Below are 23874 nucleotides of genomic sequence, written 5' to 3'. Positions count from 1 at the left end.
GTCTCGTTCTCGACGAGCTTCCCCGGTCGCCCGGAGGTTTTCGCCGGCGCGCGGGCGCTTGTCTCCAATCACGATCCCGACGTCGACGGCATCTATGTCATCAAGAGCGCGCGGCATAGTCTCGACGGCTCCGGCCTGAAGACCTCAATCCAATGCGAGAGCGTCAACGGTGGCGAACCGGAGGCGGAAGACGACGCCGAAGAATAGAGCGGCTTGGTCCCGCTCTCTTTAGGAGCCATCTCGCCATACGCGCTGCGACGTTCCTCCCGCTCTACGATGAGCAAAGACGGCGAAAGCCGGCGCGAGCATCAGGCTGAATTTCAGACTGCGCACTTACCTGTTGCATTTTGCAACAGGCGATTTTGCATCATCGGGGTTCGGCTGGATCGATCGTTTTGAGATCGGGTGCGCAGGCCGGATTGCACAAGTCTTCCTCGACAGACCGGAGCCGGCGCGAATGCGCCATCAGGGAGCTTCAGCGGACTGCGCACTTATACGTTGCTGATCGCAACATGCTTTGAGGGTCAAAGGCCCTGCGCCCAATGGCCTAATCCGACTCGCCGGCAGCCTGTTCGGATTGCCGAACAGCGCACTTACCTAGACCGTTCCGGCCTAGCCGTTTCGGTCCGATATCGTGTTGTCCGATATGGGTGGCAACGTGCCGTCTCGACGCGAAGAAAGGCTATCGGTAGCCTGCCCCAATTTCAAAAGATTGTTGAAGATGCCGACGAGGCACCATACCTACAGAGCATCGGCACAGCCGCATGACAGAGTGTAGCGCAGTCTGGTAGCGCACTCGTTTGAGAAGCGAGGGGTCGCAGGTTCAAATCCTGCCGCTCTCGCGCTCACGCATCTTAAACTGACATCCCGGATGCGGCGGCTATAGCGTGTATGTGCCCTATCTATGGGAATAGTTTTTCCCCTTGATGCAGCAGTGATGTCATCCAGGGAACGTAGACGCTGCTAAGATGCGCCGACCGATGGATTTTCACCCAACCGAAAACGCTTGTCGCTTCCTCGAAAGCCTCCAGCGGTTCGATTTGGCAAAACTCCTCTCACACGCGGAAGTGAGTGTCGAAGCGGCTCCTCGCTTCGGCGGGACGGATGTGACAATTCGTGCGCCGAAGCCGTTCTTTGAGGCTCTCGAAGCGCTGCCAGATCATGACCGGAAGCGGGTCGGCGAGGCGGCCACTAGTATATTCCCTTTCATGCCGGCCCCGGAGCGGATCAAGGTAATTCCTTGGAGTATCGAGGAAGTCACCGGTGCAACCGTGCTGCTTCCAGAACTCATCATCCACCGTGAAATGATGGTGTCGGTCTCCACTGGCGGCGAGCGCATTCAGGATGTGGACGACTACTATATTGCGCGAGAGGCTCGACTGAAGGCGCTCTGCTCCGACCTTGGTGCACCCTACGAAAACCCACACGCCGATTTGTGGGCTTGGTTCCATCACTGGAAGGAGCACTTCGGCAGCTACGCCGCACGGCGCGCCTATCTGAAGCAACTGTTCCAGCCCGCAGTCAGTTTCGCCGCGTCGCGTGGGAAAATTATCGTCGAAGAGCGCCAGCCGACCGGGTGGGAGCGCGTCGACCGGGTGCTCGCGAAGGCAAGAGGTCAACTCGACTCGGCAGTTGCCGAAGAGGACTGCCAAGCCATCGGCCTCCTATGCCGCGAAGTGCTGATCTCACTGGCGCAGGCGGTCTACATTGCCGAGGTGCATGGCACACTCGACGGCGTGAAGGCGAGCCCAACCGACGCCAACCGGATGCTGGAGGCGTATATCGGCAAAGTCTTTCCGGGAGACAGCTATAAGGAGGTAAGAGCGCACGCCCGCGCTTCGCTGGCACTGGCGCTCAACCTTCAGCACCGGCGCACAGCGACGCGACAACTGGCAGCGCTGTGCGTAGAAGCGACATCTTCCGTATCGGCTGTGATTGCGATTATCAGCGATCGGTAGATGCCCTCCGATGAATCGCGATCGCATCCTTTCGTTCATTTCGCTAAGACTGGCGAAATCCTATTGATCCGCGACGAGCGTCGCCGCGTCCTTATTCAATAAGGACAGCGCAACGGCCTCGACGCGGTTGTGCATCCGGCGCTCCGCGATCTCCCCATCGGTCATATCGATCAGTCCAGCGAGTCGGACGTCAACTTCCTCACCCGGCTTGCGAAGCGCATCGAGGGGAACTTCAAGATCGGCGACTCCCGACTCATCATGAACAAGGCAGGAGCCGGCACGCTTCCAAGCGGCTCCCCTGCCCCGGTCTTCAACTTCACGTAGACCGGGCAATCCCTTTTTCTTCCAAGCGTGAGCAGGCAAGAATTCTATGCGGCTTCAAGCGTTTGAGACGCGTCGATATCCATCCTAACGAAAAGTCCCAGCTTTTCGGCGAACTCAATTAGCGTATCCAAGCTGAATAGGCTGATTTTGCCTCCAACCAAATTAGACACTCGCGACTGAGCAACGCCCAAAATCTTGCCGACTTCGGCTTGCGTCATTTCCTTCGCGTCTATGAGGTCATTAATTGCCATCATGAGCGCCGAACGCCGTTTCATGTTTCGCGCCTCAGTGGGCGTCTCTGAAATGGCGTCCCATACGCTTCTGTATGCCTTATCGCTCATTTCTTTAACTCCGCGACTAGTTCTCGATATCGATCAGAAGCTAAATCCAAATCACGTTGGCTGGTTTTATTCGTCTTTTTCGAAAAACAGTGCAGGACATAAACGTAATCCGCGAACTTGACCGTATAAATTACACGATAAAAACCCGCTTGATCCTGCTCTATAATTTCGTAGACGCCAGCTCCTACGTTTGTCATTGGCTTCCAGTTTGCGGGCGTTCGATTGCACTGAACTAAATGCAATTGATAGCCTATGTCCTGCGTCACGCCTTTGGGAAAACCTCTGTAATCCTTCTCAGACGATCCGCGAAATTTCAGTTCCTTCTCTACACTCACGATTATATAATTCCTTATATGGATTGCAATTTCGTAGCATTCAAATTTCGGATTTCCGATAATATTCCACCGGGATTGGCGGCATAATTCCTTCGCGAATTTCCCTCGCGATCCATGAAGGCAAAACACGACGATTTTCGCTGAAAGTCCGATGGAATATTCGGACATGCAAACGCATATGGACGCGCGGGCGTCGCTTCCGCGCCCATGCCCCAGAAAACCTGATTTCTCAGGATTTAGCGAACGCGACGCCGCTGCGAAAGCCTCGATGGCGGCAAGCTGGAGGCAGAGGAACAGCGGCTTGGTTCCGACCTCCTCGAGAACCCCCGGAATTAACTCCGCTTTCGGGTGGGGCCGCGTTCCAAAGACAACTTCAACCAACATGCCGGCAGTCTGTTCGGATCGCCGAACAGCGCACGTACCTAGACCGTTCCAACCTAGCCGTTTTCTGCAGTGAAACCGTTCCATACAAAATTTTGATGGAGGCTTCGGCAAGGAAGACCTAAGCGAGTGAGTGGACAACCAGTATCTGTTTATTAGGCGGCTATAATACGCTCGTGCGATTGACGGTCGCCATCCCTAACTCCAATGTTGCTGCCGTAGGTATGGGAGCAGCGTATGGCCGACGATCGCGATCAGCGTAAGCGGGAGCAAGAAGAACGGCAGCGCCAAATCCGTGAGGAAGTGGAGCGTCGGGAGAGAGAAAGGGAATGGGAGAGGAAGGAAGAGGGCCGGCAGGGAAACACTCGGACGACCGACTACTTCCAGGAGAAGCCGCCGAAGAAGTGACGGTGCCGTCTTGGGACGATGACGGCGGTCGATATCAGGTGTCATTCGCGATCGCGAAGTCTCGTCGATATCATGAGAAGATGTCGGCGTTTTATGGAAGTTGGACGGACTACGTAGCCGTCGTGAATGCGCTTGTTAGCGTCGGAGCGGTAATCGCCCTTTTAGGCGGAAAAGACAGCCATCTAGCGCAGGTTTTGGTTGCTGCGGTGGCGGTGGCATCTACCGTAACAGCAACGTTGAAGCCTGCAAAAAAAGCAAAAATCCACTCGGATTTGCAAAGGCGATTTACGGAGCTATCCGCCGAGATCGCCGGACGTGACCCAACGGATGCAAATGCTCGGTGGGCAGAAAAGCAACGTCTAAAGATTGAAGTTGACGAACCGCCAGTTCGGCGCTTGGTGGACCTCATGGCGGTGAACGAGGAGCGCCGTGCTAGAGGGCACCTTCCCGATGCTCTTGTTCCTTTGACTTGGATGCAGCGCCATTTTGGCTACGTCCAAACTTTCGGGCTGCAAAGGGTTGATGATTGGTATGCCGAGCAACAGCGGCTTGCAGCGAAAGAGCCATAAACCAGCTCCTAGTGCCTTAAGCTGCGAGCTACGCTGCAGATACGCTTCACTGCGTCGACCAAAAGTAACCTTGCCTCCTCGCAGCCTTTTACATCTTCTTGGTCTGCGACCATTGCATTGATTTGGTCCCATGCCGCGTCTAACAACTCGGCATGTAGCTCAATAGGGATCGGGCGCGCTTCTCGGTTGAGTTTGCGTCGCAGAAAGATGCCAGCAACAACCGAGCCAGGGTCAAATTTCCTTGCCATTTCGACGGCATCGGCCGCATCAATCTCTGCTGTTGTCATTTCCATTTTTATTGATCCAGTTTCACCGCCAACTCGTAGCCTCTTCATGCGGTCAACCGTAGGCATATTGCTGAAGATGACACGCGCCGAGCGGAGTTAGTTTCACCGGCATGGGTGGACTCAACGGCCAGCAATAGACCCACATTGGGTATGAAATTTACGCCTTGGTCGGCTTCACCTTACATGTGAAAAGCGGTCGACCATTCGGCGAACCACGATCCTTCTCAGACGCCCATATTTTCCAGTCGAGCGTAGGCCAGCCGCGTCGTGGGAGCGTATCAACCTCTACGGTCTTCAGGTTCACAGCGAGGGCGTCGCCATACTGATCTTCGGCTGTGACTAGGAAAGGCCCGGTTTCAGTAATGACTAGTGCACCTGGGGTTCGTCGAAGAGGAGAACTATCCGGCTGACTATGCTCACTCGGCCAAGCCTCAACAATCCAGTCTGAGTCAACGAGTAACATAGGTTCAGTCCGGCCAGCCAAATGATCCTCCCAAATCCGTGGAGGGTGGCCGGCATCGAAAGGAAGGAAGCAAAAAGCCTTCTCACCGCTTCCGGGTTCACTCAAAGCCAGAACTAAAGACAAGCCTTCTCGTGCATGAACATAAGCTAATTGCCCCCGCTTAAGTGCACGGTGCACTGTAGGCGTTAGTTTAGGGATGACTTCCATTGGGCTCTCCTGGGTTGCTGGGACTAAACTGAACGCGCAAGGTATTATCTGCAACAGCGGGTAAGATTTGCCATGCATATTTACGTGGAGAAGAGTTATGGAAGAACCGACCCGACGCGCGATTGCTTATGCCGCTGCCTTGCAGATCGCGGGCGTGATCCCGAACAGCATTTACAGCCATGAAACCGGGGAACACACCCACATGACGGAGAGCTACGATTTTGAGACGGCCTCCCATCTTTCGAATATGAGAACAGCACAAATCTTCCTGCATGGCTCAGATGCTCATGTGGTCTTCAAGCGAAATGGTGGCCGCTTCTCAGGCTTCGACCACGGCTCCAACGACCATTACATAGGATGGGTCAAAGGACGGCTTGTGACCATTTTCGATCACGGTACCAACGAACACCACCAATACCAGTTCTGATTTAGAGGAGCGCCGATCGGGCTCGTGGACCTGACGGATTATGTAGAGACAACGCCCATATCTGGACTTCCTCGGCCTTCGGGATCGAGGAGGCCGACACGATCCGATTTATTGCTTTTAGATGCATCGGCGATCATCCAGAGAAGCAACAATGGGGCGCCATAATGAACCGCGCTGAACGCCGTCGTTTCGAGAAGGATTTCGCGATAATTCTCCGAAAAGATGGGGATCACTGTACGCTCTGTCGCCGCAAGCTTGAACACAACGAGCGCACCTTTGGAGGAAAGACTGCCGCCGGCAGGGTAGCGCTCACGACCGACTGTTGCCGGTCAAAACTGGCAGTTGAGATCGTGACTGGCCTCTACGCGACCCGCCATTTGGAAGCGATGCCAACAACGTCGCGAAAACTCGGCTCTAAGGTGGCGCCTGGAGGAGACGTGAATCGCACCCTAGACGCTCTACAAGGTCATCTGAGCGCTATTGACGATATAGCGACAGATACTCGCCGACGAGCGGGTGTCCGTGGCACTGCACTAGTGAACCTTGAAGACTCCGAATGGAAGGCCGACGACGCGGCATGGTTCGCGGGCCACCCCAATCGGTCACATAGGTTACGACCAATGACGGACGATGAGGCTTCGTCGTTCCCGCCCGCCTTCCTTGCGGAGCCAATACCTGAAGGCCACCGAAGGGATGTAGTGATCCGTCAGATCGAGCCAGGGAGGCGCGTCCGACTTCCTTTCGGAAGGAACGTCTCCGTTCCTGTTCCTGATCTTGAAGCAATTATCCATGCGCTATTCGATCAGGTGGCAGGCGGCGCGCCGGGGCGGATCATTACCGTGCGGGACGTCGCCGAGGTTGCGAAGCTCCATGAGGACTCCGGCAACGCCCCGCGAAACTAATGACCGGTCCGGGATATTAGTTTCCGAAACCTAGTTCAGGGCGGTTCGGATCAAAAAGGTATACCGCTACAGTACAGCCTATCGGTACACCGTGGAGGGCCCCATAACGGTCTGTTTTGGGAGTTGGTGCGGCCGGTCCGCCGTAGCCACCGTTTCAGTGCATGCCGGAAACTCAAAGCCAGGGGTTTTCAATGCCGCTGGCGAAGTTCCAAGCACTTTATGCCGGTATTCAGTTTGGCTGCGCTAGATCGGGACGAACGATCACGTTTTGGTCTTTCGGTTGCTCATCCCGCTCCTCAAGACTCAATCCTCTAGGACGCTTGTACATCCACAGATCAGTCATGGAAGATTTCCATTGAAACTCGACGTCATCGAAACGCAATATATAACCTAGCCTGTTGTCAGTTGAGTTCCTGAACCACGAGGCAACTCGATTTGGTAGAGATGCGCACATTATGCTTGAAGCAAGTAGGTATTCGACGACATTACGCGAGTTTATTTCCTGATGCTCGATTCCATATCCGAGATTGAGAAAATCTATGATGGGAGCTTCGATTTTAGAGGCTTCGGACTCTTGAGCTTCGCTTTCGGTTAAATAAAGCTGGACGAGTTCATAGCGCAGGGTCAATTCTTCTGAAGTCTCTCGGAGAGATTTTGCAATTGTTAAGATATTACTGCGGTTCGGATCGGGATATGATGAACTACCAACAATTATAATATACCGTTGATCATCCGGCTGTATGGGTTTCGGACTTGGAATATAGAAGTTAGTATTGTAAACGTAGTTCTCTTTACCAAAATAATCTCTACTCAGAAGAGAGACGTTAGAGCACACGGAGCGTAGTGTCTTCAGAAATTCCGCCATCTCATTGTTACGGTTCGCGGACTTGAGCGCACGTTCTGAAATACCTGCCTGCTTCGTTGCTTGCTGATAATTCCCGAATGAGACCGCTGCTGCGATTATCGCAGATAACGCACTCGAAATAGTTGTATAAGGTAGAATCCTCTCAACGAATGAGGAGGTTTTGGGTTTTTGTCTTCGGGGCAAAGAGCTTCCTCACACTATCACAAAATGCACTACCTGAGCGATGATCTTAAGATCATAGCTATTGAGGAATCGGAACACCGTCTGGATTGGATTTCTAAGTAGCGGAGATAGATCAACGTTCGTTCCCTGCTTGCGACGCCCAGATTGAGTCGCCTGCCATTCAGCAATTTCAACGCAAATAGTAGTGTAACGGCATAACGTTAAAAAGGTATAGGGGTGTAAGGGTTTAGGGGCAAACAGTGATGCCATTAAAACTGCACACATGCGTAACGCTACGCTCGCTTAAGGTTGCACCCTTAAACCTGTTTGAAGGCGTAATCGCATAGGGGTATCGATGCACATCATCACATTGGCGACGCAGAAGGGTGGAGCAGGGAAGACAACGTTGGCAACCAACCTTGCCGTCGCTGCGGTCGAGGCGGGGGAAAAGGTGGTGATGTTCGATCTAGACCCGCAACGATCCCTTGTTGCATGGGCGGAGTCCCGAGAGGCGGAGGCGCCTCACGTCGAACCATTTCCGGCGGATCGGATCGCCAAGCTGCCCGAGATGGTTCAGGCGCTGAACGGCCAGTTCACGACCGTAATCCTCGACACCGCTGGCGCTGACAACACTGCGACACACAGAGCGATGGAGGCGGCGACACTCTGTTTGGTGCCACTTCGTCCAACCCGGCTCGACGCGAATGCGGTCGCGCCAACAGTTCAAGCCATCATAAGAGGAGGGACCCCGTTCGCTTTCGTTCTAAACCAATGTCCCCCACAGCCGAATAACCCCCGAGCCTTCGAAATGAAGAACGGCTTGGAGGCGATCGGCAAGCTGGCCTTGCCCATGATTATCCAGCGTGCCGACTATCAGGATGCATACGCCTCGGGGCAGGGCGTCACGGAGTTTTCAAAGGACAGCAAGGCGGCCGAGGAGATGCGCTCTCTTTGGGCATGGATCGCGAAGCGCTCCAAAGGAGATAAGAAATGACGCGTCCATCCGTGTTCTCAACGCTGAACGTGAAGGTAGATGAGTCGAAGCAGGCAGCGGCGGAGGCCAAGCCGGTGCCCGAGAAGAAGGAAAGCGGCGTCGTCAAAACCTCGACCTATCTGCCCCGTGAGGTTCACGACGTTCTCCGCGAGATCGCATTCCATGAGCGCGTGAAGGTCCACGACCTTCTAATGGAGGGCGTAGACCACATTCTGAAAAAGCGCCGGCACCCGAGCGTCGATGAACTGAAGAAGCAGGCTCAATCGTAGAAGGTCGGCATACCCCTATAACGGTATGCCTTCGTAAGGGTGTGCTGGCTTAACTGTTTAACGTTATCCTTTCTTTGCAAGCCGCATAGGGCATTGCACCCCATTCCCTTTCCCTGATCGCCAACCTTGCCTGAAACTGAACTTCGCTGAGGCCCCTATAGCCAGCCGGCGGCGACTCGCGTAGCGTCTCCCTAGGGATTGCATGAGGCATTCGCTATGGATCACGCTACCAAATCGACGCGACATCGAGAAAAGCGGCGGGCTCTGGGTCTTCGCACGACCGAGGCCATGCTGCATGAGCGGGAGATTGCGGACTTGGATGCGCTTCGCGACCGGCTTGGTCTTGCATCGCGATCGGAAGCTATCCGCCTCGTTTTAGCGAAGTCTGACCTTCGCAGCTTTACGTCGGCAGACGCCACAGCGCTTTGGGAGCGCGTGGGTTGATGCTGAACCCGTTCACTCCAATGGAGACGCCATAGGCAAAGAAAAAGGCCCCGAAGCGGGAGCCGCCGGAGCCTTCGTCTGAATACCTTGGTCGGATTCAGATTTAGCGTTCCTCACCTTCATCGTCAAATGAAATCGCGGCTTCCCGCCACGGCCTCGCTTTGTCTCGCGCAAGGTAGGACCGATGACGGCAGAACGATTCCGCTTGCCCGTTGGCAAGGCGGCGCGGGCGCTCGCCTATGATAGCGAGCCAGTGGCGACGCATGACCTGTTTCCAGGCGCCCAGGCCCCGCACCCCGACTTTCTAGCGCGTGCTGCGATCTGGCGGGACCAAGCCGCCGGTTTGATCTCGATCGTGGAAGCGAAAAGGCGGTCTGAGAACGTCGGCCGAGCGGAGGTCGCAAAGACTGAGCGTAAGGCCGCACCCCCGCGCCCGCGCCACCGACGGCCTGCACCGAACGACAGCCGCCAGTACGCTCAACCAATGTCGACTACAGCGGCGCGCGACGACCGCCTGACGCCGAACGCCAAGGCCTTTCTTCAGGTCCTTCGCGCGCGCTGCGGCAAGGGGCGCGAGACGACGATCACCAAGGGCACGGCGGGCAACATCATGGCGCGCTCGCCCCGCACCATCCGGCGCTATCTCGTGGACCTCGTGCGCTTCGGCTACATCGAGCTCTCGACGCGCTGCAACGCGCAGGGGCTCCATCTCGGCCTCACCGTCAAGCTGACCGCCCTGGCGCTGCCCTTCTTCGAGGACGCCAAAAGCCTCGCCCGTTGGCTCGCGGAGACCCCCGCCGCCCTGTTCCGCCCCTTCGCGGCCGTGTTCGATCCGGGAAAAGAAGGGGTGACATCCTTGTCACCCAAAAACCAGACCCAAACCATTTCCTCTTACGGAAACCGAAAAAAAGCGGACGCGAGCCGTTCCACGGCCCGCGAAAGGCTCTTGAGAAGGCTAGAAGCAAGTTTCGTTCCATTATCCTGACGCTACACATTCGCCTTTTAAGCTGTTTCCCGCCAGAACTTCGGCGAAGCCGTGTTCTACCATCACCCGTTGAAGCAACGGGTCATCGACGGGTAAGTAACGGATGTTCGATTATATCGAATATGCTATCGGGACTCCTTGCGATCAGAGTCCGACTGTGTAATATAAAGCCGTTGTCGGCGATGCTGATAACGCAATCACTTCAGATATTTAGATCGATCGGCGATGGGGCTGCTGGTTGACGACGCGCGCCGTTTTGGGCCGGCGCGGGTGACGTCGTGCGCCCTCAAGGGGAATAGCATGCGCATTGAAGGCATTGATCTCATCTTGGCGCTCGCGGCAGCTCTTGAAGAGGGCGCGAGCGAAGATGGGACGCATCTCGGGCCAACCGACTCTCGGCTTTGCGCCCGCGCGCTCAGGCTACTCGCTGCGACGTCGGAACCCTCGGTCAATGGCGATGAAAAGCCTGAAGCGGCTTAAAGGCGACCAAAACACCCTCCCTTACGGGCTGCCCCTCATACACCCTCATACCTACTCACTACCCCTCACAGGTAAGGGCATCCCGTGGAACAGACACCCATTCTCTACACTCAAGAGGTCGTATCTCGTTTAATCGGTAAGTCGGTAAAAACGTTAGAACGTTGGCGAAGGGATGGTGAAGGACCGGCGTGGATCAAAGTCGGGAAGACACCACGGTATGAAGCCAACACTCTCTGCATTTGGATGCTACGCAACGAAGTCGCCCCTCACAAAGAAGGCGATCCGATCGTCGATTAAAGAAGTGGCAGGCGTCTGCAATGCCGAGCCATCTTCATTCCTCCATGAGTTCTACGATGGATATCGACGGCTCATCGGCGCCGGGGGCTGATTGTGGCCTCTTGGCGTCCGATGACGCGGATCACTTTGCGCGGAATCCGAAAGCCTGGTGCCGTGTGCGGCGTTACCGTGACTCGGATTGGGAGCGGCTTCATCCGCATAGCTCCGTAGGGCTGGAAGGTGAAGAGCTTTGGCTAACATTCGTCTTTCCTGGCGGGGTCTACATCGCCGATTTCTTCGCCGGGCCAGTCGCACGATGGTTCCCGCCGCTTTGGAAGCGGGCGCTTTCACGTGCCCGCTTTTATCGAAACGAGCTTCAGGAACGGCATTTCGCGGCAGCAAAGCGCCGCTTGGTTGAGGCATGGAATGACCCTGCATAAGCGGACCAGAGACTTCGATCATGCCGACGATGATCGTCCGTTCGCGGCCCGCGTCGTTGATCTCGAAGCTTTCGCCGCTCACCCTTTGACGCTTTGGCGGGAATGCGTCGTTGAAGGCGCCTACAAGCTCGGCCTCCTCGTGGGGGCTGGCTATAGCGACCAGTTTTCCGCCGATCGCGTCTGGCGGGCCGCGATCTCGCGGCGCGGAGGAATGCACTTCGACGTGCAGGACATGACGGCGATGCAAGCCGATTGTGCGGTGCAGTTCGAACGTGGGCAAGCCGAAGGGAAGCGGAGCCCAAAAGCGGTCCAGTTCGCCTTCCCTCAGCCAGACGCCGGCTTGTTTCAAACAAGCCGGAGTGTCCCCCGCATCAGCGCCGCGACGCTGACCGGACCATTCTACGATCTCGTCGCGCAAGAGACCGCGAACACCGGCTTGCCGACCAACTACCTCGTCCTCGCCTGGATTACGGCTTGCGCGGGTGTGATCGGGACCGTGCGTGCAGTTTCGCCGATGCCCTTCACATATTCAGAACCCGCTATCCTATGGACCGCATTGGTCGGGGAGCCGAGCGACAAGAAGAGCCCGTCGATCGACAGGGCTCACAAGCTCGTCACTGAGATCGATGCGGAGCTTCATCCTGAAAACGAACGCCGGCAGAAGAATTACGCGCGGGAGAAGCTGCGGTATCAGGCCGAGGTCAAAGCCTTCGAGACCGCGCACCGTGACGCAGACCGGGCGAAGCGGCCGAGCCCAACGCCGCCAGATGAGCCAGACAAGCCGGTCTTTGAACGCCTTCTCGTCAGCAACGTGACGCCGGAGAAGCTGATCGCGCTCTTCGCCGACAACCCTCGCGGACTCGTCGGCATATTCGACGAGCTTCCCGCGTTCTGGAAGAGCTTCAACACCTACGCCCAAGGGGACGGCCGCCAGCTTGCTCTAAAGGCTTACGGCGCTCGAAGCGGGCAGCTAGATCGTGTGAAGATGAGCGAACCGCTGATCGCGGAGCGCTGCGCTCTGTCGGTTCTCGGTGGCGTGCAAACGGACGTCCTGCGCAAGGTCATCGAAGGTAGTGAAGACGACGGCTTCTTCGCCCGCTTCATCTACGTCCTGCCCTCGGTTCACCCGCAGAAGCTTCAGGGATCAACGCTCCCGCTCGATCCCGTTCGGCTTGCCCTCCAGCGGTTGCGCGCTCTCGACTTCGACGCCAGCGGCGAGCCGATAGTCCTCTACCTTGAGGAGTCTTGCCGCGACGAGTTTAGTGCGTGGCGCACCAAGACGGAGAACAACTCCCGCTATCAGGGGCCGGGAATGAAGGGGTGGATGGCGAAAGGTCCGGGAATGGTCTTGCGCATCGCCTTAGTCCTCGAACTGATGCGATGGGCCGGAAGGCCAAGCGCGGATGAGCCAGAGCATGTCAGCCAGTGGGCCTTCGAGAACGCTCGTTCGTTATGGGAAGATGCGCTCGTCGACCAGGCCGCCGCTGTGTTTGGTCAGGAACGCTCTACGCCGGCGGATGAAGATGCTCGACGTCTCGCGATCTATCTTGCCGAAAGTGGGGAGCGAACGGTCAACGCCAGCACAATTCGCGAAGGCCGAAGGGTCAAAGGCCTGACCCGATCAGAAAACGTGAAGGCGGCATTCCATCGGCTGGCAGACGCTTCCATCGTATTCCCGAACCGGCAGCGCGACGGCGGCACTGAAGCGGGGCGAGGCAGCACGGGCCGAGCGCGATTGGATTACATCGTCAATCCGGCTCTCGCCGAGATGATCCGCAGGATCGGCAATCCCGAAGCGGCGTGACCAAATCAGAGCAAAACGGGACTAATCCGGGACCAAACCGGGAGCGGGCATGACGCCCTACGCCAGACCGCAGAAACCCTTGCAGCGCCGGGGTTTCCGCCGTGTAAGCGCCGCCGTTGCGGACCTATCCGACTAATTCGGGAGGGCTTTTCGGTGGATCGCCTGCAATCGCCGCCAAGCGAAAGCGATCCCTGCAATTCAGATGCTCCATATAGACACCCTTCTAAGAGAACTTTCTTTCTCTCTTGGAAGGCCAGGAGATTGAGCGGATTTCTGGTGTCGAGCCAAAACGCTTCCCGAATTGGTCGGATTGGTCGGGGTGGGATGTTGAGTCGGTCCAATATTCCAATGTTTCCAGAGGATTGCGAGAGAAGCGCGGTGGAGCCTGCGTGATTTCGGATTGGTCCTGAATTAGTCCCGTATTGCTCTGATTTGGTCGTGCATTTCGACAGGGCGATCATCAGGCGCCCAAGCCCGGCTTGCTTCGGTTCATCGAGCGGAAGCAAGGGGGCTTCTGATGGTTCAATGAGAATGGATCGAAGCGTGGTGGAGACGATGCATCGTAAGGAGCGCGATGAGGGTCGTGAGGATCGGCTTCGATCGCGGCGGAGGTCGGGTTGCGTGGCTGCATCCATCAGGTTGTAAAAATCAAGCTCATATACAACTTTAGGTACTTCCAGAACCGGCATGGGGGCGGGTAACGCACGACCCCGAGGGTCCGGCAGATGCAAGATTTTTTTCAACGCTTTTTGTTTATGAGTCCGATTTAATCGGCATAGAAGTCAGGGGTTTCCGGCAAACTGAAACCGAAAGATCACCATGCTTGGTTTCTAGCAATTAGAACCCGGCGCGCTTGAGAAGGGCATCCGCTCCATCATTCATTTGGCCTTCCATGCTGGACCGCCGCCAGTGGTAGAGTTGGGGTATAAGAAGCGGGGTCGTCCCTATGCGGCGCAGGAAAATGCCATCCTGAATGTCGCGTGCAAGCTGGGTTGCCGCTCCAGCATCCAGCGCGCCGGAGATGTAGGTTTTTATCGCTGTCTCGACTTCCCCCTTGAGGGTATCGTTTGCAGTAGCTGCATCATTTTGTCGAAGCCCTTCACGGATAGCCCAAACCATCATTGGGGCAGCAGGCGCTATCGACATAAAGAAATTCAGTAAATCCAGCCCACGAGCCAGAGCCATCACAGCCAGAATGGCAAGTGCCAGCCAAGCGCCGATGAAGAGGCTTCGGGCATAGCCTCGTCGTAAAGTGCTATCGTACCACAGGTTCGCTCGCTGACAGACAAACCGAGCGAACTCGAGCGGAGCGCGATCCACCGCCTTTGGATACCAATCAACGAGTTTTCCGTCGCCGCGTTTCCAATTTTGAGCGGCTTTGCTGATGTCTTCGAAGTCGACGGGTTTGCCAGCAACGAGCATTTTCCAAGGCAAACCGTAAAGGTCGCAATCGAAGCGCTCGCAAACTCGGGCAGCTACCTTCAACCTATGACGAAACTCACGGTCGATAAACGTCGTATCGACGACGGTAATGATGAGCGTTACGGCCGCTGCGAACGGTCTGAACGTATCGAAGTAGACGCCGACAAGACCAGCGATGAAGGGAAGGCAGACCGTCAAAACGAACTGCGCCTGTTGGAACTTTCCGGCTTCAGCATAGAACTGTGACCGGGCGCGCAGAAGCGTCAGGAAGGGCTCCGTGTTCTGAACGACGGGGATCGTGGTCGCAGTCATCGGATTACCACCTCGAAGGGAGCGCTCTGCCCGACCAGCACTTCGTCTTGGGTTCGAATAATGAACGCTTCAGCGATATGCACCCCGCGATAGCTTAGTCCCTCCCAGCGACTGTGAATGCGTTGACCTGCATAGAATTTGCCGCGCCCCGAATGGTGCATTAGCGCTTCCGTCCCGGTGTTGGTAATGCGCCACTCGACTCGAAACCCTTCAGGGACGGCCTGACCGTTGTTAATCGTCGCCGTGAACCAAAGTCCGCCAGATCGCGGAAGAGCATCACCAGGGCCGATTGACTGACCGGGTGAACTCCACTGCGACCGCTGGTAAACGGCTGTAACCTGCACGTTCCGCGAGATAGTTTCGAGTGCCCGCCATGGCGGCGTTTTTTGGTGGGGTGGACGATAGAAGGCAGCCGGTAGAACCGATCGGCCAAAGTTGATCACTTCATCAACTAGGCTGTCGAGATGGGCAGCGGTTGAAAGCACCAGAGAGCCAAGGGAGGCCCGCTCAACAAGGTTGCCCTTCGAAAGGACCGATACGTTCTCACCCTTGGCGAAATCATCACCGAATAGGCGGCGCCAAGCCTTGATGCTGTCGGTGCGTGTCTTGGCTTCGCAGGCCTCGTCGACCCAACCTCGATATCTGTGAATCACATTCCGAAAGTTCGCGTACTGATCCTGGGTCAGCTGTGCGGCGAAGTCTTCTCTATCCAGCTTAGGGTTCACAACCTTCGGCTTGCTCTCGTTCGCCTGCAACCAATTATCGAGACGACCCATGATGGTCTGAAGCGTCGTGGGGGTGTCTTCGAAGTCGGTAGCGTCTTTATCCCAGAAGTTGATTTGGTTGCCGATCATGGTGGTCAAGAGAACGGAAGGGCATGTGAAGCGGCCTTTGATGTCCCGTAGGTACTTCAGAAGGCGCGTGACCTTTCGAAAGGAGTTCTTGCCGGAATATCCGTTCCGCTCGTTTATCCACGCCGTATAAGCGGCCGGTGCGCTCACTTCGAAAGCATCTGCATCTCGGTTACAAACCTCGTAGGTGTCAGTCCACCGCCGATCCTTGATACAAGGCGCTATGTCGACCTTTCGATCGCCGACGTAGGTAATGGTTACGCAGTACCGATAGCGTGTGACTTTACCTTTATAGGTCTCGCTATCGAGGAAAACTCGATAAAGCGCATCTACATATTGTTTAGCGGTCCATCCCTCGACTGGATCGACCATTACCAAAAGATCGGCATCGAATTCGCCGCCATCTACCGGCTTGATTATTGTGTTGTGAGCCCAGGAACCTTGGCCTTGGAACGTACGGATTTTGACGCCCCAATCCTGCTGCCGGAGGAAGTTTTTCAACGCCTCGACGTTGCTCTCTAAGTTGCTGAGCCTGGTCTGATTGAGATTGACCGTATCGCGAAGGAACGCATTAAAATCATTTGGGAGCTTCAAACGACCACCCCTCAGAGACGACTAAAATCCTAATCTGGGTTGTCTGGGTTCATCCTGCAATTGTAGAATTTCGATTTTAGTCGTCTAATTTCGAATCATAACTCGCGGGTTGAGTGCTCATTTTTGGGTGAGTAATAAATCCGATTTAATCGGATATCTCAATGTTGATGACAGCAAAAATTCGGACTCCTTACAAGAATTTTGATATCTAGGTGAATGCGACTCAGTATAGAAGGCGTTCGTTGGCGCGATGGACTCTGAACAATTCCGGTTCTGGCGGAAATCCTTGGGATACACTCAAGCCGAAGCTGCCGAAGCGCTCGGCCTCAAGAAGCCAACTATTACCCTTTATGAGCGAGGAAGCCGTCATGGCGACGGCCGTCCTGTCGTCATTCCCAAGTCCATCGAAATAGCCTGCGGCGCTATGTGGGAGCGGCGTTTCCTTCCTGCGCGATCCGCTGAGGAAGCCGATCGTGCAGCCAAGTGGCTCGACATCGTTTCGCCGGAGACGGTGACGCGCGTGAAGCGTGTACGGATCGATGGGCCAATCGACGTTTTATCGATAAAGGGACCGCTCGACGTAATGAACAGATTCAAGACGTTCGCAAACGCGGCAGGCCATATGTCTTATTGGGCCGCGATAGACGATTTACTGAAGCACGCAGGACACTAGCGCACCCCGGCTTGCAAGCGATCCGATCAGCCTCCATTGCTCATCCGCATGGCGTGATGCTCGCCGACATGAGCCGAAGAGATTTAGCAAAGCGAAAGCGCCGTACCGGCGTCACAATTCCCGAGCGCGTTAGCCCGCATGTGAAGCTCGCGTTCTCGGAAATGCAGCGGCAGAACTGCACGTATGACGATGTGCAAGACGGCTCGGGCGTGCTGCGCTGCACATTAAAGGCGTGGAGACACAAAAATCGGCCGAGCCTGGAGAGTCTAGAGGCGGTCCTCGGCTTCCTGAATTTTGACTTTGTTCCGATCCCACGGGCAAAAATCGTGCCGCTAGAGATCATTGCCGAACTCCAGCCTATTGCTCACCGGCTTGGTTTAGCGATGCCGCAAGCTATCCAGTACCTCACGCAGATCGCTGTTGGCATCGAAGATAGGCGTCGTCCAGCGAGGGGCGTGCGAAACATGAAAGCTCCGGCGCCGATCGGTTCGGAAGCGTCAAAGCTTCTCCAGCCCGTCACCTGACCCGCTCAAGACCGAAGTGCCGGCGGCAACGCGAGTCGCCACCGGCCAGGATCAGTTTATTCGGTTGGAGCCTGGAACTGATCTTCGAATAACCAAGAGGGGGCGACGCGAATGCCGTCCCCGACTTGATCATAGTCCTCCCAATGGCGTCTGCAACCTTTGCTTTGGTCCGTCACAGAACTCGAAGTTTTTTCGGAAGCTACCAAAACCATCCCGATAAAGCCTGCACGATCCGGCTTCATGGTCGGGCTCCTGTTGATATGACGGCGGGCGGTCTTCGGATCGGCCGCCGTTGCCATTTCTAGGGTGGGGATACCAGAACACCCTCCCTCAGCATCGCCAGCACGGGAACTATCGGGGCGCCGGTCGAAGAGCCGGCGGCATCATCAGAGCACCCGAATGTCCTCCACCCATGACCCGAATGCCGATCGCGCTCGCATCGCCACGACGCGCGATGCGCGTAGACGCGCCGAGTTCATTGCCAGCAGCGCCAGCACCTATCTGCGCTACATCTCTACCGCGTGCTCCAGCGACGGCGAGATTTTTGCCCGCCTCCAGGCAAGCCTCCATCAGAACCTCTCTCAAGCCATCATCCAGCTCGCCAGCGTGCGAAATAACGTGGAGGAACTCGAAGGTCTCCTTCTCGAAATCGATGCTGCTTGGAGCGGGCGTGAGCCTGAAGCTCCCCTTTCCAATGTTGTCGCGGTGTCGAACGACGAGGAAGCAAAATGAGCTTCATCCGCAACATTCTCGGCCCCAAGAAACCGACCACCGTCAACCTGGCGTTGGAACTCGAAGCTAAGCAAACCAAGCTAGCCGACGCCGATCGGCGCATCGCAGCGGCGGCCTCCGCGCGCCAAGCGGCCATCGAGAAACAAGACAAGGATGCGTTGATCTTGGCTGACGCTGCCAAGCTCGACGCGGAACAGGACGTTGCTCTCGCTACAGCCGCCATTGCCGCTCTTCAAGCGGCCCATGCTGATGCGGCTGCGCAGGAAGATCGGGATGCCTTCCGGCGTGCCGTTGATGACCATCGTCGGGCCGCCGCTCGCCTGACCGAACGGATTAAATCCGAGTACCCCTCTGCGGCCATGGCATTGGAAGGCTCGTTTCAGACCTGGCCGCCTTCGAAGAGCAAGACAAAAACCTTCGGAACCGGGGGAAGGCACTCAGCGAGCCAGTGGATGTTGATCATCCTGAGACTTTTCGGAAAGCGCCGCCGTCTTGGAGTGTGAGCTATCCGAACCCTAAAGGCGACGGCCTTGCCCGTGGTCCGGTTGATGAAGTCCCTCGGGGGATGATTCATTGGGAGAATGGCGAGCCAGTTGCCTCGCGCGAAGGCGTTTATGTTCGGCGCAATACCCCAGACCAATACGAGCCACTGAAGTCGATTCCCTCGCTCCCTGGCCTGATGGCTGGCGATCAGCCCTTGCACACCGAGCAGGAGGAGCCGCCAGTCTTCTTTAATTCCCCGGAATGGGGAAGGTCATGACCTCTTTGGCCGAGACCATCGACCTTTACTTCCCCGTTGATGTCGACGGGGTTCGCTATGCCCGGCTGACGATGCGCCGGGCGACTCCGCACGACCTCCAGCGTCGTGCGCGGAACTGTACTGCGGCCGAGCGAGGAATGCTGTTCGCCGCTCTGCTTTGCGAAATCGATTTCAAGGTGTTCCTGGCGCTCGATCAGGTCGATCTTGATCGCGTTGGGCAAGCTCTCAACCGGCAGATCGACGGCTTGCTCGCCGATATCGTGCTCTCGCCCTCCGCATAGATCAAAAACGGCCTGCTTCACCGCGTGACGCAGCCGGCGAACTCAATCTTTTCCCTCCCGACAGTGAGAAACCCATGACCACCGCCAACTACGATAAACGTACCGAAGTCACGATCTCGCTCGAATTCCCCGTCGACATCGACGGCGAGAAGTATACCGCCCTCACTCTGCGCCGCCCGAAGACGAAGGACGTAATTGCGGCCGAGAAGTTTGAAGGCAATTCAACAGAGAGGAGCGTTCTTCTTTTCGCTCGTCTCTGCAATGTCGCACCGAACGTGATCGAAGAACTCGATGAGATCGACGGTGGCGCCGTCAACGCGCAGTATCGGGCTTTTACGGGGCGTCAGTCGGCGTAGGCGAAATTCGCCGAGCCGTCCTGGCGCTGAACCGGGTCGCGATGGGGCTCTTCTCCTTCGCGGACATCTTAGAAATGACCGTCGATGAGATCGAAGAATGGCTCGACGACGCTCTCGATCTCGAAAACGAGATCGCCCGGTCCCATTCCCGTAAACCGTAGCGAGCCGCACAATGGCGAAGAACTTCTCGGTCAAGGTCACGATCGGCGGTCATCTGGAGTCCAGCCTCGGCGGCGCCGTCCGTAAGGCTGAAAGCCAGCTTTCCGCCCTCGGTCGTCATGCCCAAGCAGCCAACAGCCGCATTGCGTCGGCGATGCAGGCGCCGATGCTTGCCGTTCGTGTTGCGGCACCTGCCGCGCTCGCATTCGGTGGTCAAAAGTCGATCGCCGTTGCGGCCGATTTCCAGTCGGCTCTTACTGGCATCCAGCAAAAGGCCGGCGCAACGGCAGAGCAAACTGCCCGGCTTGGGGAGGAGATCAAAGCCCTCGCCACTTCGGGCCGGTTGGCCTCTGGTATCAATGAGATCGCCAGCGCCTATGAGCGTGGCGCCGCTTCCGGCCTCGCGCTCGACCGTCTGAAGGACTTTGCCGAGTTGTCGACGAAGGCGGCTGACGGCTTCGGCATGACCGCCCAAGACGTCGGTAACTTCGCCGCCAAGCTGGCGACCGGCATGAAGATGACCGACAAGGAAATCCGAGAGGTCTTCGACCTAACGAATTCTCTTGCTGATGCCGGCATTGCCGACGAGTCCGGCATTGTGGAGTACATGGACCGGATCGGCGCGTCGCTGAAAACTCTCGGTCTGACGAAAGAACAGAGCCTATCTCTTGGTTCGACGCTTTTGAACATCGGCATGGCAACCGAGACAGCAGCGACCGGAACCGGCGCGCTGGCGGGAAAGCTCCTGACAGTCGGCCAGCTTGGCGGTGAGGGGAAGAAGACGTTCGAAAAGTACATGGGCTCGACGAAGAAGTTCGCCAAGCTCGTAGATAAGGATGCGAACGGCGCTCTCTTGTCGATGCTGGATACAATCCGAAAGCTCGATAAGGCAGATCGGATGGAATTCCTGACGTCTTTCGTCGGAACCGAGTGGGCCGACGAAATGCTTCGGCTGGCAGAGGCAACCGACGAGTATCGCCGAAATCTGGAACTCGCCGGCGATCAGACGCGGTGGTTCGGAAGCCTCGACAAGAACTATACGCTCAAGCTCGATGACTTTTGGAGTCAATGGCAGATCGCGAAGAACGGGCTCGAAAAGCTCGGCATCGACCTTGGAAACCTTTCCATGCCGATGGTCCAATCCGGTCTCGACGCCGGCTTGCGGGTTGCTGAGGAGATCGGCACCGAACTCAAGAGCTTCAAGGCGACGGTCGATCTCTCTGAGTTCATGGCGGCAAAGTCCGCGATCAGCGATCTTGGAGAGGCGATCCGCGACACGCTGGACCTCGGAAGCGAGAAGACGGCGATCGGCGTGTTTTTCGACCGTATCGCGCAGGCCGCGAATACGGCGAGCGCCGCGATCAACATCGTAAAAGATGCAGGCCAGGCGCTCGGTCTCGTCGCGCCCGACGACGACACCGCCGCGCAGAAGCAGCGGCGGCGGGACCGGCTTGTTGATGGCGTTTTTGACGGGCCGCTCGGCGTTGCTCCGAAGGCAATCTACGATGTCGCCACCGGGCGGTTTGGTAGCGATTACTACTCCCGCACGACCGAGAGCCAGCGCCGCGCCATCGAACAGCAAGCGGCGACGCGGGGCGTCTCGGTCGAGACTGTACGTGCTGAGATCGAGGCGGCGGCCCGGCGCCGTGCGGATAAGACAGGGCAGCGGTCCCGAAACCCGTTCCCGCGCAATCCATTCGCGCCGGAAAACCTGCCGCCTTTGGCATATCCGACGACGGCGCCGAAAGACCTGTCACCGAAGTTGCTTCCGGTTCCCACGCCTCGCCCGGCTGAGAGTGTAGTCGAGAAGATGGGCCGCCTTACGAGCGCAGCCGTACCGAACATCGTTGGTCCGCTAGAGACCGAAGGGACGAAAGCAGTTCTGACGGCGACCGACATTGGCGCCCGGATCGGCCAAGCTGTCAGCGTCACCGCACAACCGTTCATCGACGTCTCCTCGATCACCAACGCGATCGACCGGACCAACGCCCTCGCGACCGCGTTGCGAGGTTTGCCGAACGTCAGCGTTGCGGCGCCGACCACGCCGGCAATCGCCGGTGCCCGCGCGCGGGGTGGCCCGGTCTCCGGCGGCTCGACCTATCTCGTCGGCGAGCGCGGCCCGGAACTCTTCACGCCAGGGCGCTCCGGCGGGATCGTGCCGAACCATCGGCTTTCCGAACTTAGTAGGCGTGCAGAAGCGATGGCCGCCGGGTCGTCGAGCAAGCCGGGGTCGACGACCTATCATCAGGGGCGCCAGGAGAACCATTTCCACATCCACGGCGCGCAGGACCCCGGCGCAGTGGCGCGCGAAGTGGAGGCCGTTCTTCGAAAAATGCAGTCGCGGCAACGTGGGTTTTTAAGCGATTAAGGAGAAGAGACATGCATGATTTCAAGTTGAAAGAACCGACTTCCGAAGATATCAGCGCATTCGTTGCTGAGTACCAAGCGAAGTCTAAGGCAGAAGGGCGTCGGATAGTAAGCTCTTCCCTTATCCAGGAGTTTGCGCGCGCGAAGTTGGCCTGCGAGATCAACGGCACCATAGATAAAAATGGGGCCGCACCGAAGCGCATGACGGACGAGGAAAAACCCTTGTTCGGTGCTTTTGTTATAGCTCGAAACAAGCTCAAGGCGGCGGAGGCGTCTGTTGCTCAAGCCGCAGCAGGCGTTGTTCGCGCGACTTCGCCAAGCCCAACGGTGCCGCCCCATATTGCTGTCGTGCGCAAACGAGCCGCCGAGCTTGGAGCGATGACGCCGGCGGGCGCGCACGATCTCATGAGTAAGGCACTCGCCGGCGACTGGTCGGATGAGCAATACAAGGTGGAGATCACCGCTTGGCAGATCACCAATGCCGGTCGGAAGGCAGGCATCCGTTGACCCCTGCCGCGCGCATCGTGCTCGACGGGATCGACATCACCGCGAACCTCATTCCGGCACCCTTCGGCCTGCCCCTGGAGGGCGGCGGCATGATTATCCCGACCGGCTTCGGCTCGCTGACGAACCGCGCGCCGCTGATGTCGGTATCGGTCGATGACAATGAGGGGCTTGAGTCCGACTCGGTAGACCTCGAAATCGACAACCGCTTGCAGATACCGGCGCCGAAGAAGGGCGCGAAGCTCAAGATTTGGCTCGGCTACGCCACGACCGGCCTCGTCTACATGGGGACATTCGAGGTCGACACATGGTCGAAGCGCGGCCTTCCGCGCACGCTGACGGTATCGGCGAAGGCTGCCGGGTTCACGACCGAGATCAAGGCGCCGCGCTCGCGCTCCTACCATCGCAAGACCGTGGGCGAACTCGTCGAACAGGTGGCGGAGCGCAACGGCCTCGACGCGGTTGTGCATCCGGCGCTTCGCGACCTCCCCATCGGTCATATCGATCAGTCCGGCGAGTCGGACGTCAACTTCCTCACCCGGCTTGCGAAGCGCATCGGGGGGAACTTCAAGATCGGCGACTCCCGGCTCATCATGAACAAGGCAGGCGCCGGCACGCTTCCAAGCGGCTCCCCTGCCCCGGTCTTCAGCTTCACGCAGACCGGGCAGGAAAGTTGGGAGGCGACCGGCGCCGATCGCGGCTCCTACAAGAGCGCGTCCGCGTCTTGGCAGGACACGAAGAAGGGCGAGCGGCAAAGCGTCGTCGTCGGCGAGGGAAAGCCGCGCTACCGCGACCGCAAGCTCTACAAGACCGAGGAGGAGGCGCGCCAGGCGGCCAAGGCGACCATAGACGGACTCACGCGCGGCAAGGTCTCGTTCTCGACGAGCTTCCCCGGTCGCCCGGAGGTTTTCGCCGGCGCGCGGGCGCTTGTCTCCAATCACGATCCCGACGTCGACGGCATCTATGTCATCAAGAGCGCGCGGCATAGTCTCGACGGCTCCGGCCTGAAGACCTCAAT

At 57.4% G+C, this 23874-nt stretch carries 24 protein-coding genes, 1 tRNA gene and 1 pseudogene; 19 read left to right on the top strand and 7 right to left on the bottom strand.

The features are described from left to right. From F9929_RS24215 to F9929_RS23005, 3 genes and pseudogenes are all read left to right on the top strand, one after another. A pseudogene (locus F9929_RS24215) lies at nucleotides 1-207 on the top strand (hypothetical protein); the annotation flags it as partial. Nucleotides 208-769: 562 nt separating this feature from the next. After that, nucleotides 770-842, top strand: a tRNA-Leu gene (locus F9929_RS23010). Nucleotides 843-980: 138 nt separating this feature from the next. Next, nucleotides 981-1958, top strand: a complete 978-nt coding sequence (locus tag F9929_RS23005) for a hypothetical protein (protein WP_152048899.1) — start codon at nucleotides 981-983, stop codon at nucleotides 1956-1958. A 60-nt stretch (nucleotides 1959-2018) separates the two neighbouring features. Here the strand turns inward: F9929_RS23005 and F9929_RS23000 are convergent, their stop codons facing one another. The 3 genes from F9929_RS23000 to F9929_RS22990 are packed head-to-tail and all read right to left on the bottom strand — an operon-like array spanning nucleotide 2019 to nucleotide 3342. Next, nucleotides 2019-2291: a hypothetical protein gene (locus F9929_RS23000; RefSeq protein ID WP_152048898.1), complete on the bottom strand. Its 273-nt coding sequence runs from the start codon at nucleotides 2289-2291 to the stop codon at nucleotides 2019-2021. Nucleotides 2292-2326: 35 nt separating this feature from the next. After that, on the bottom strand, nucleotides 2327-2623 hold the full coding sequence (locus F9929_RS22995; protein ID WP_152048897.1) for a helix-turn-helix domain-containing protein: 297 nt from the start codon (nucleotides 2621-2623) through the stop codon (nucleotides 2327-2329). Beyond that, on the bottom strand, nucleotides 2620-3342 hold the full coding sequence (locus tag F9929_RS22990) for a type II toxin-antitoxin system RelE/ParE family toxin (protein WP_235919527.1): 723 nt from the start codon (nucleotides 3340-3342) through the stop codon (nucleotides 2620-2622). Before F9929_RS22990 ends, F9929_RS22995 begins: the two co-directional genes overlap by 4 nt. 234 nt (nucleotides 3343-3576) lie before the next feature. Here F9929_RS22990 and F9929_RS24210 point away from each other — a divergent pair, with 234 nt between their 5' ends. After that, nucleotides 3577-3747 carry a hypothetical protein gene (locus F9929_RS24210; protein ID WP_193227888.1) on the top strand — a complete coding sequence of 57 codons (171 nt, stop codon included), beginning with the start codon at nucleotides 3577-3579 and terminating at the stop codon, nucleotides 3745-3747. Nucleotides 3748-3749: 2 nt separating this feature from the next. Further along, entirely contained in the window at nucleotides 3750-4316 is a 567-nt protein-coding gene (locus F9929_RS22985; protein WP_152048896.1) for a hypothetical protein, read from the top strand. Between the two features lie 8 nt (nucleotides 4317-4324). Here the strand turns inward: F9929_RS22985 and F9929_RS22980 are convergent, their stop codons facing one another. Further along, complete coding sequence (locus F9929_RS22980; protein ID WP_152048895.1) at nucleotides 4325-4609, bottom strand: hypothetical protein; 285 nt, start codon at nucleotides 4607-4609, stop codon at nucleotides 4325-4327. Between the two features lie 761 nt (nucleotides 4610-5370). Between F9929_RS22980 and F9929_RS22975 the strand changes: the two genes are divergently transcribed. Next, the gene (locus F9929_RS22975; RefSeq protein ID WP_152048894.1) at nucleotides 5371-5700 is read left to right on the top strand and encodes a hypothetical protein; all 330 of its coding nucleotides are present in this window, start codon (nucleotides 5371-5373) and stop codon (nucleotides 5698-5700) included. Between the two features lie 1131 nt (nucleotides 5701-6831). Here F9929_RS22975 and F9929_RS22970 read toward each other — a convergent pair. Beyond that, the gene (locus tag F9929_RS22970; protein WP_152048893.1) at nucleotides 6832-7467 is read right to left on the bottom strand and encodes a hypothetical protein; all 636 of its coding nucleotides are present in this window, start codon (nucleotides 7465-7467) and stop codon (nucleotides 6832-6834) included. 517 nt (nucleotides 7468-7984) lie between these two features. On the opposite strand from F9929_RS22970, the gene F9929_RS22965 reads away from it, so the two are divergent. From F9929_RS22965 to F9929_RS22940, 4 genes are all read left to right on the top strand, one after another. Further along, nucleotides 7985-8623 carry an AAA family ATPase gene (locus F9929_RS22965; RefSeq protein ID WP_152048892.1) on the top strand — a complete coding sequence of 213 codons (639 nt, stop codon included), beginning with the start codon at nucleotides 7985-7987 and terminating at the stop codon, nucleotides 8621-8623. Further along, nucleotides 8620-8892 (top strand): hypothetical protein, encoded by a 273-nt coding sequence (locus F9929_RS22960; RefSeq protein WP_152048891.1) that lies wholly within the window; start codon nucleotides 8620-8622, stop codon nucleotides 8890-8892. The genes F9929_RS22965 and F9929_RS22960 overlap by 4 nt, the downstream gene beginning before the upstream one ends. Nucleotides 8893-9820: 928 nt before the next feature. Further along, nucleotides 9821-10321: a helix-turn-helix domain-containing protein gene (locus F9929_RS22950; RefSeq protein WP_235919524.1), complete on the top strand. Its 501-nt coding sequence runs from the start codon at nucleotides 9821-9823 to the stop codon at nucleotides 10319-10321. Between the two features lie 1182 nt (nucleotides 10322-11503). Then, nucleotides 11504-13321, top strand: a complete 1818-nt coding sequence (locus F9929_RS22940) for a DUF3987 domain-containing protein (protein WP_152048889.1) — start codon at nucleotides 11504-11506, stop codon at nucleotides 13319-13321. Between the two features lie 837 nt (nucleotides 13322-14158). Here the strand turns inward: F9929_RS22940 and F9929_RS22935 are convergent. Beyond that, the gene (locus F9929_RS22935) at nucleotides 14159-15055 is read right to left on the bottom strand and encodes an S-4TM family putative pore-forming effector (protein WP_152048888.1); all 897 of its coding nucleotides are present in this window, start codon (nucleotides 15053-15055) and stop codon (nucleotides 14159-14161) included. Continuing rightward, nucleotides 15052-16500: an SMODS domain-containing nucleotidyltransferase gene (locus tag F9929_RS22930; protein WP_193227887.1), complete on the bottom strand. Its 1449-nt coding sequence runs from the start codon at nucleotides 16498-16500 to the stop codon at nucleotides 15052-15054. The genes F9929_RS22935 and F9929_RS22930 overlap by 4 nt, the downstream gene beginning before the upstream one ends. Before the next feature lie 250 nt (nucleotides 16501-16750). Between F9929_RS22930 and F9929_RS22925 the strand changes: the two genes are divergently transcribed. The 9 genes from F9929_RS22925 to F9929_RS22885 form a co-directional block, all read left to right on the top strand. Then, nucleotides 16751-17173 carry a helix-turn-helix domain-containing protein gene (locus F9929_RS22925; RefSeq protein ID WP_152048886.1) on the top strand — a complete coding sequence of 141 codons (423 nt, stop codon included), beginning with the start codon at nucleotides 16751-16753 and terminating at the stop codon, nucleotides 17171-17173. Nucleotides 17174-17229: 56 nt separating this feature from the next. Next, nucleotides 17230-17697, top strand: a complete 468-nt coding sequence (locus F9929_RS22920; protein ID WP_193227886.1) for a hypothetical protein — start codon at nucleotides 17230-17232, stop codon at nucleotides 17695-17697. A gap of 399 nt (nucleotides 17698-18096) precedes the next feature. After that, entirely contained in the window at nucleotides 18097-18429 is a 333-nt protein-coding gene (locus tag F9929_RS22915; RefSeq protein ID WP_152048885.1) for a hypothetical protein, read from the top strand. After that, nucleotides 18426-18932, top strand: a complete 507-nt coding sequence (locus tag F9929_RS22910) for a hypothetical protein (RefSeq protein WP_152048884.1) — start codon at nucleotides 18426-18428, stop codon at nucleotides 18930-18932. The genes F9929_RS22915 and F9929_RS22910 overlap by 4 nt, the downstream gene beginning before the upstream one ends. 262 nt (nucleotides 18933-19194) lie before the next feature. Beyond that, nucleotides 19195-19470 (top strand): phage tail assembly protein, encoded by a 276-nt coding sequence (locus F9929_RS22905; protein ID WP_193227885.1) that lies wholly within the window; start codon nucleotides 19195-19197, stop codon nucleotides 19468-19470. Nucleotides 19471-19544: 74 nt separating this feature from the next. Further along, nucleotides 19545-19826, top strand: coding sequence for a phage tail assembly protein (locus F9929_RS22900; protein WP_152048882.1), 282 nt, complete (start codon nucleotides 19545-19547; stop codon nucleotides 19824-19826). 172 nt (nucleotides 19827-19998) lie between these two features. Further along, nucleotides 19999-22353, top strand: a complete 2355-nt coding sequence (locus tag F9929_RS22895) for a phage tail tape measure protein (protein ID WP_152048881.1) — start codon at nucleotides 19999-20001, stop codon at nucleotides 22351-22353. Between the two features lie 11 nt (nucleotides 22354-22364). Next, nucleotides 22365-22859 carry a hypothetical protein gene (locus tag F9929_RS22890; protein ID WP_152048880.1) on the top strand — a complete coding sequence of 165 codons (495 nt, stop codon included), beginning with the start codon at nucleotides 22365-22367 and terminating at the stop codon, nucleotides 22857-22859. Continuing rightward, nucleotides 22856-23874 (top strand): contractile injection system protein, VgrG/Pvc8 family (locus F9929_RS22885; RefSeq protein WP_152048879.1); only part of this gene is annotated, 1019 nt, incomplete at its 3' end. The genes F9929_RS22890 and F9929_RS22885, both read left to right, overlap by 4 nt.

Source organism: Aureimonas psammosilenae, from assembly GCF_009176975.1.
In the GTDB taxonomy this organism is placed as follows: domain Bacteria; phylum Pseudomonadota; class Alphaproteobacteria; order Rhizobiales; family Rhizobiaceae; genus Plantimonas; species Plantimonas psammosilenae.
The sequence above is the reverse complement of the archived record's forward strand: the minus strand, read 5'-3'. Positions and strand labels throughout refer to the sequence as shown.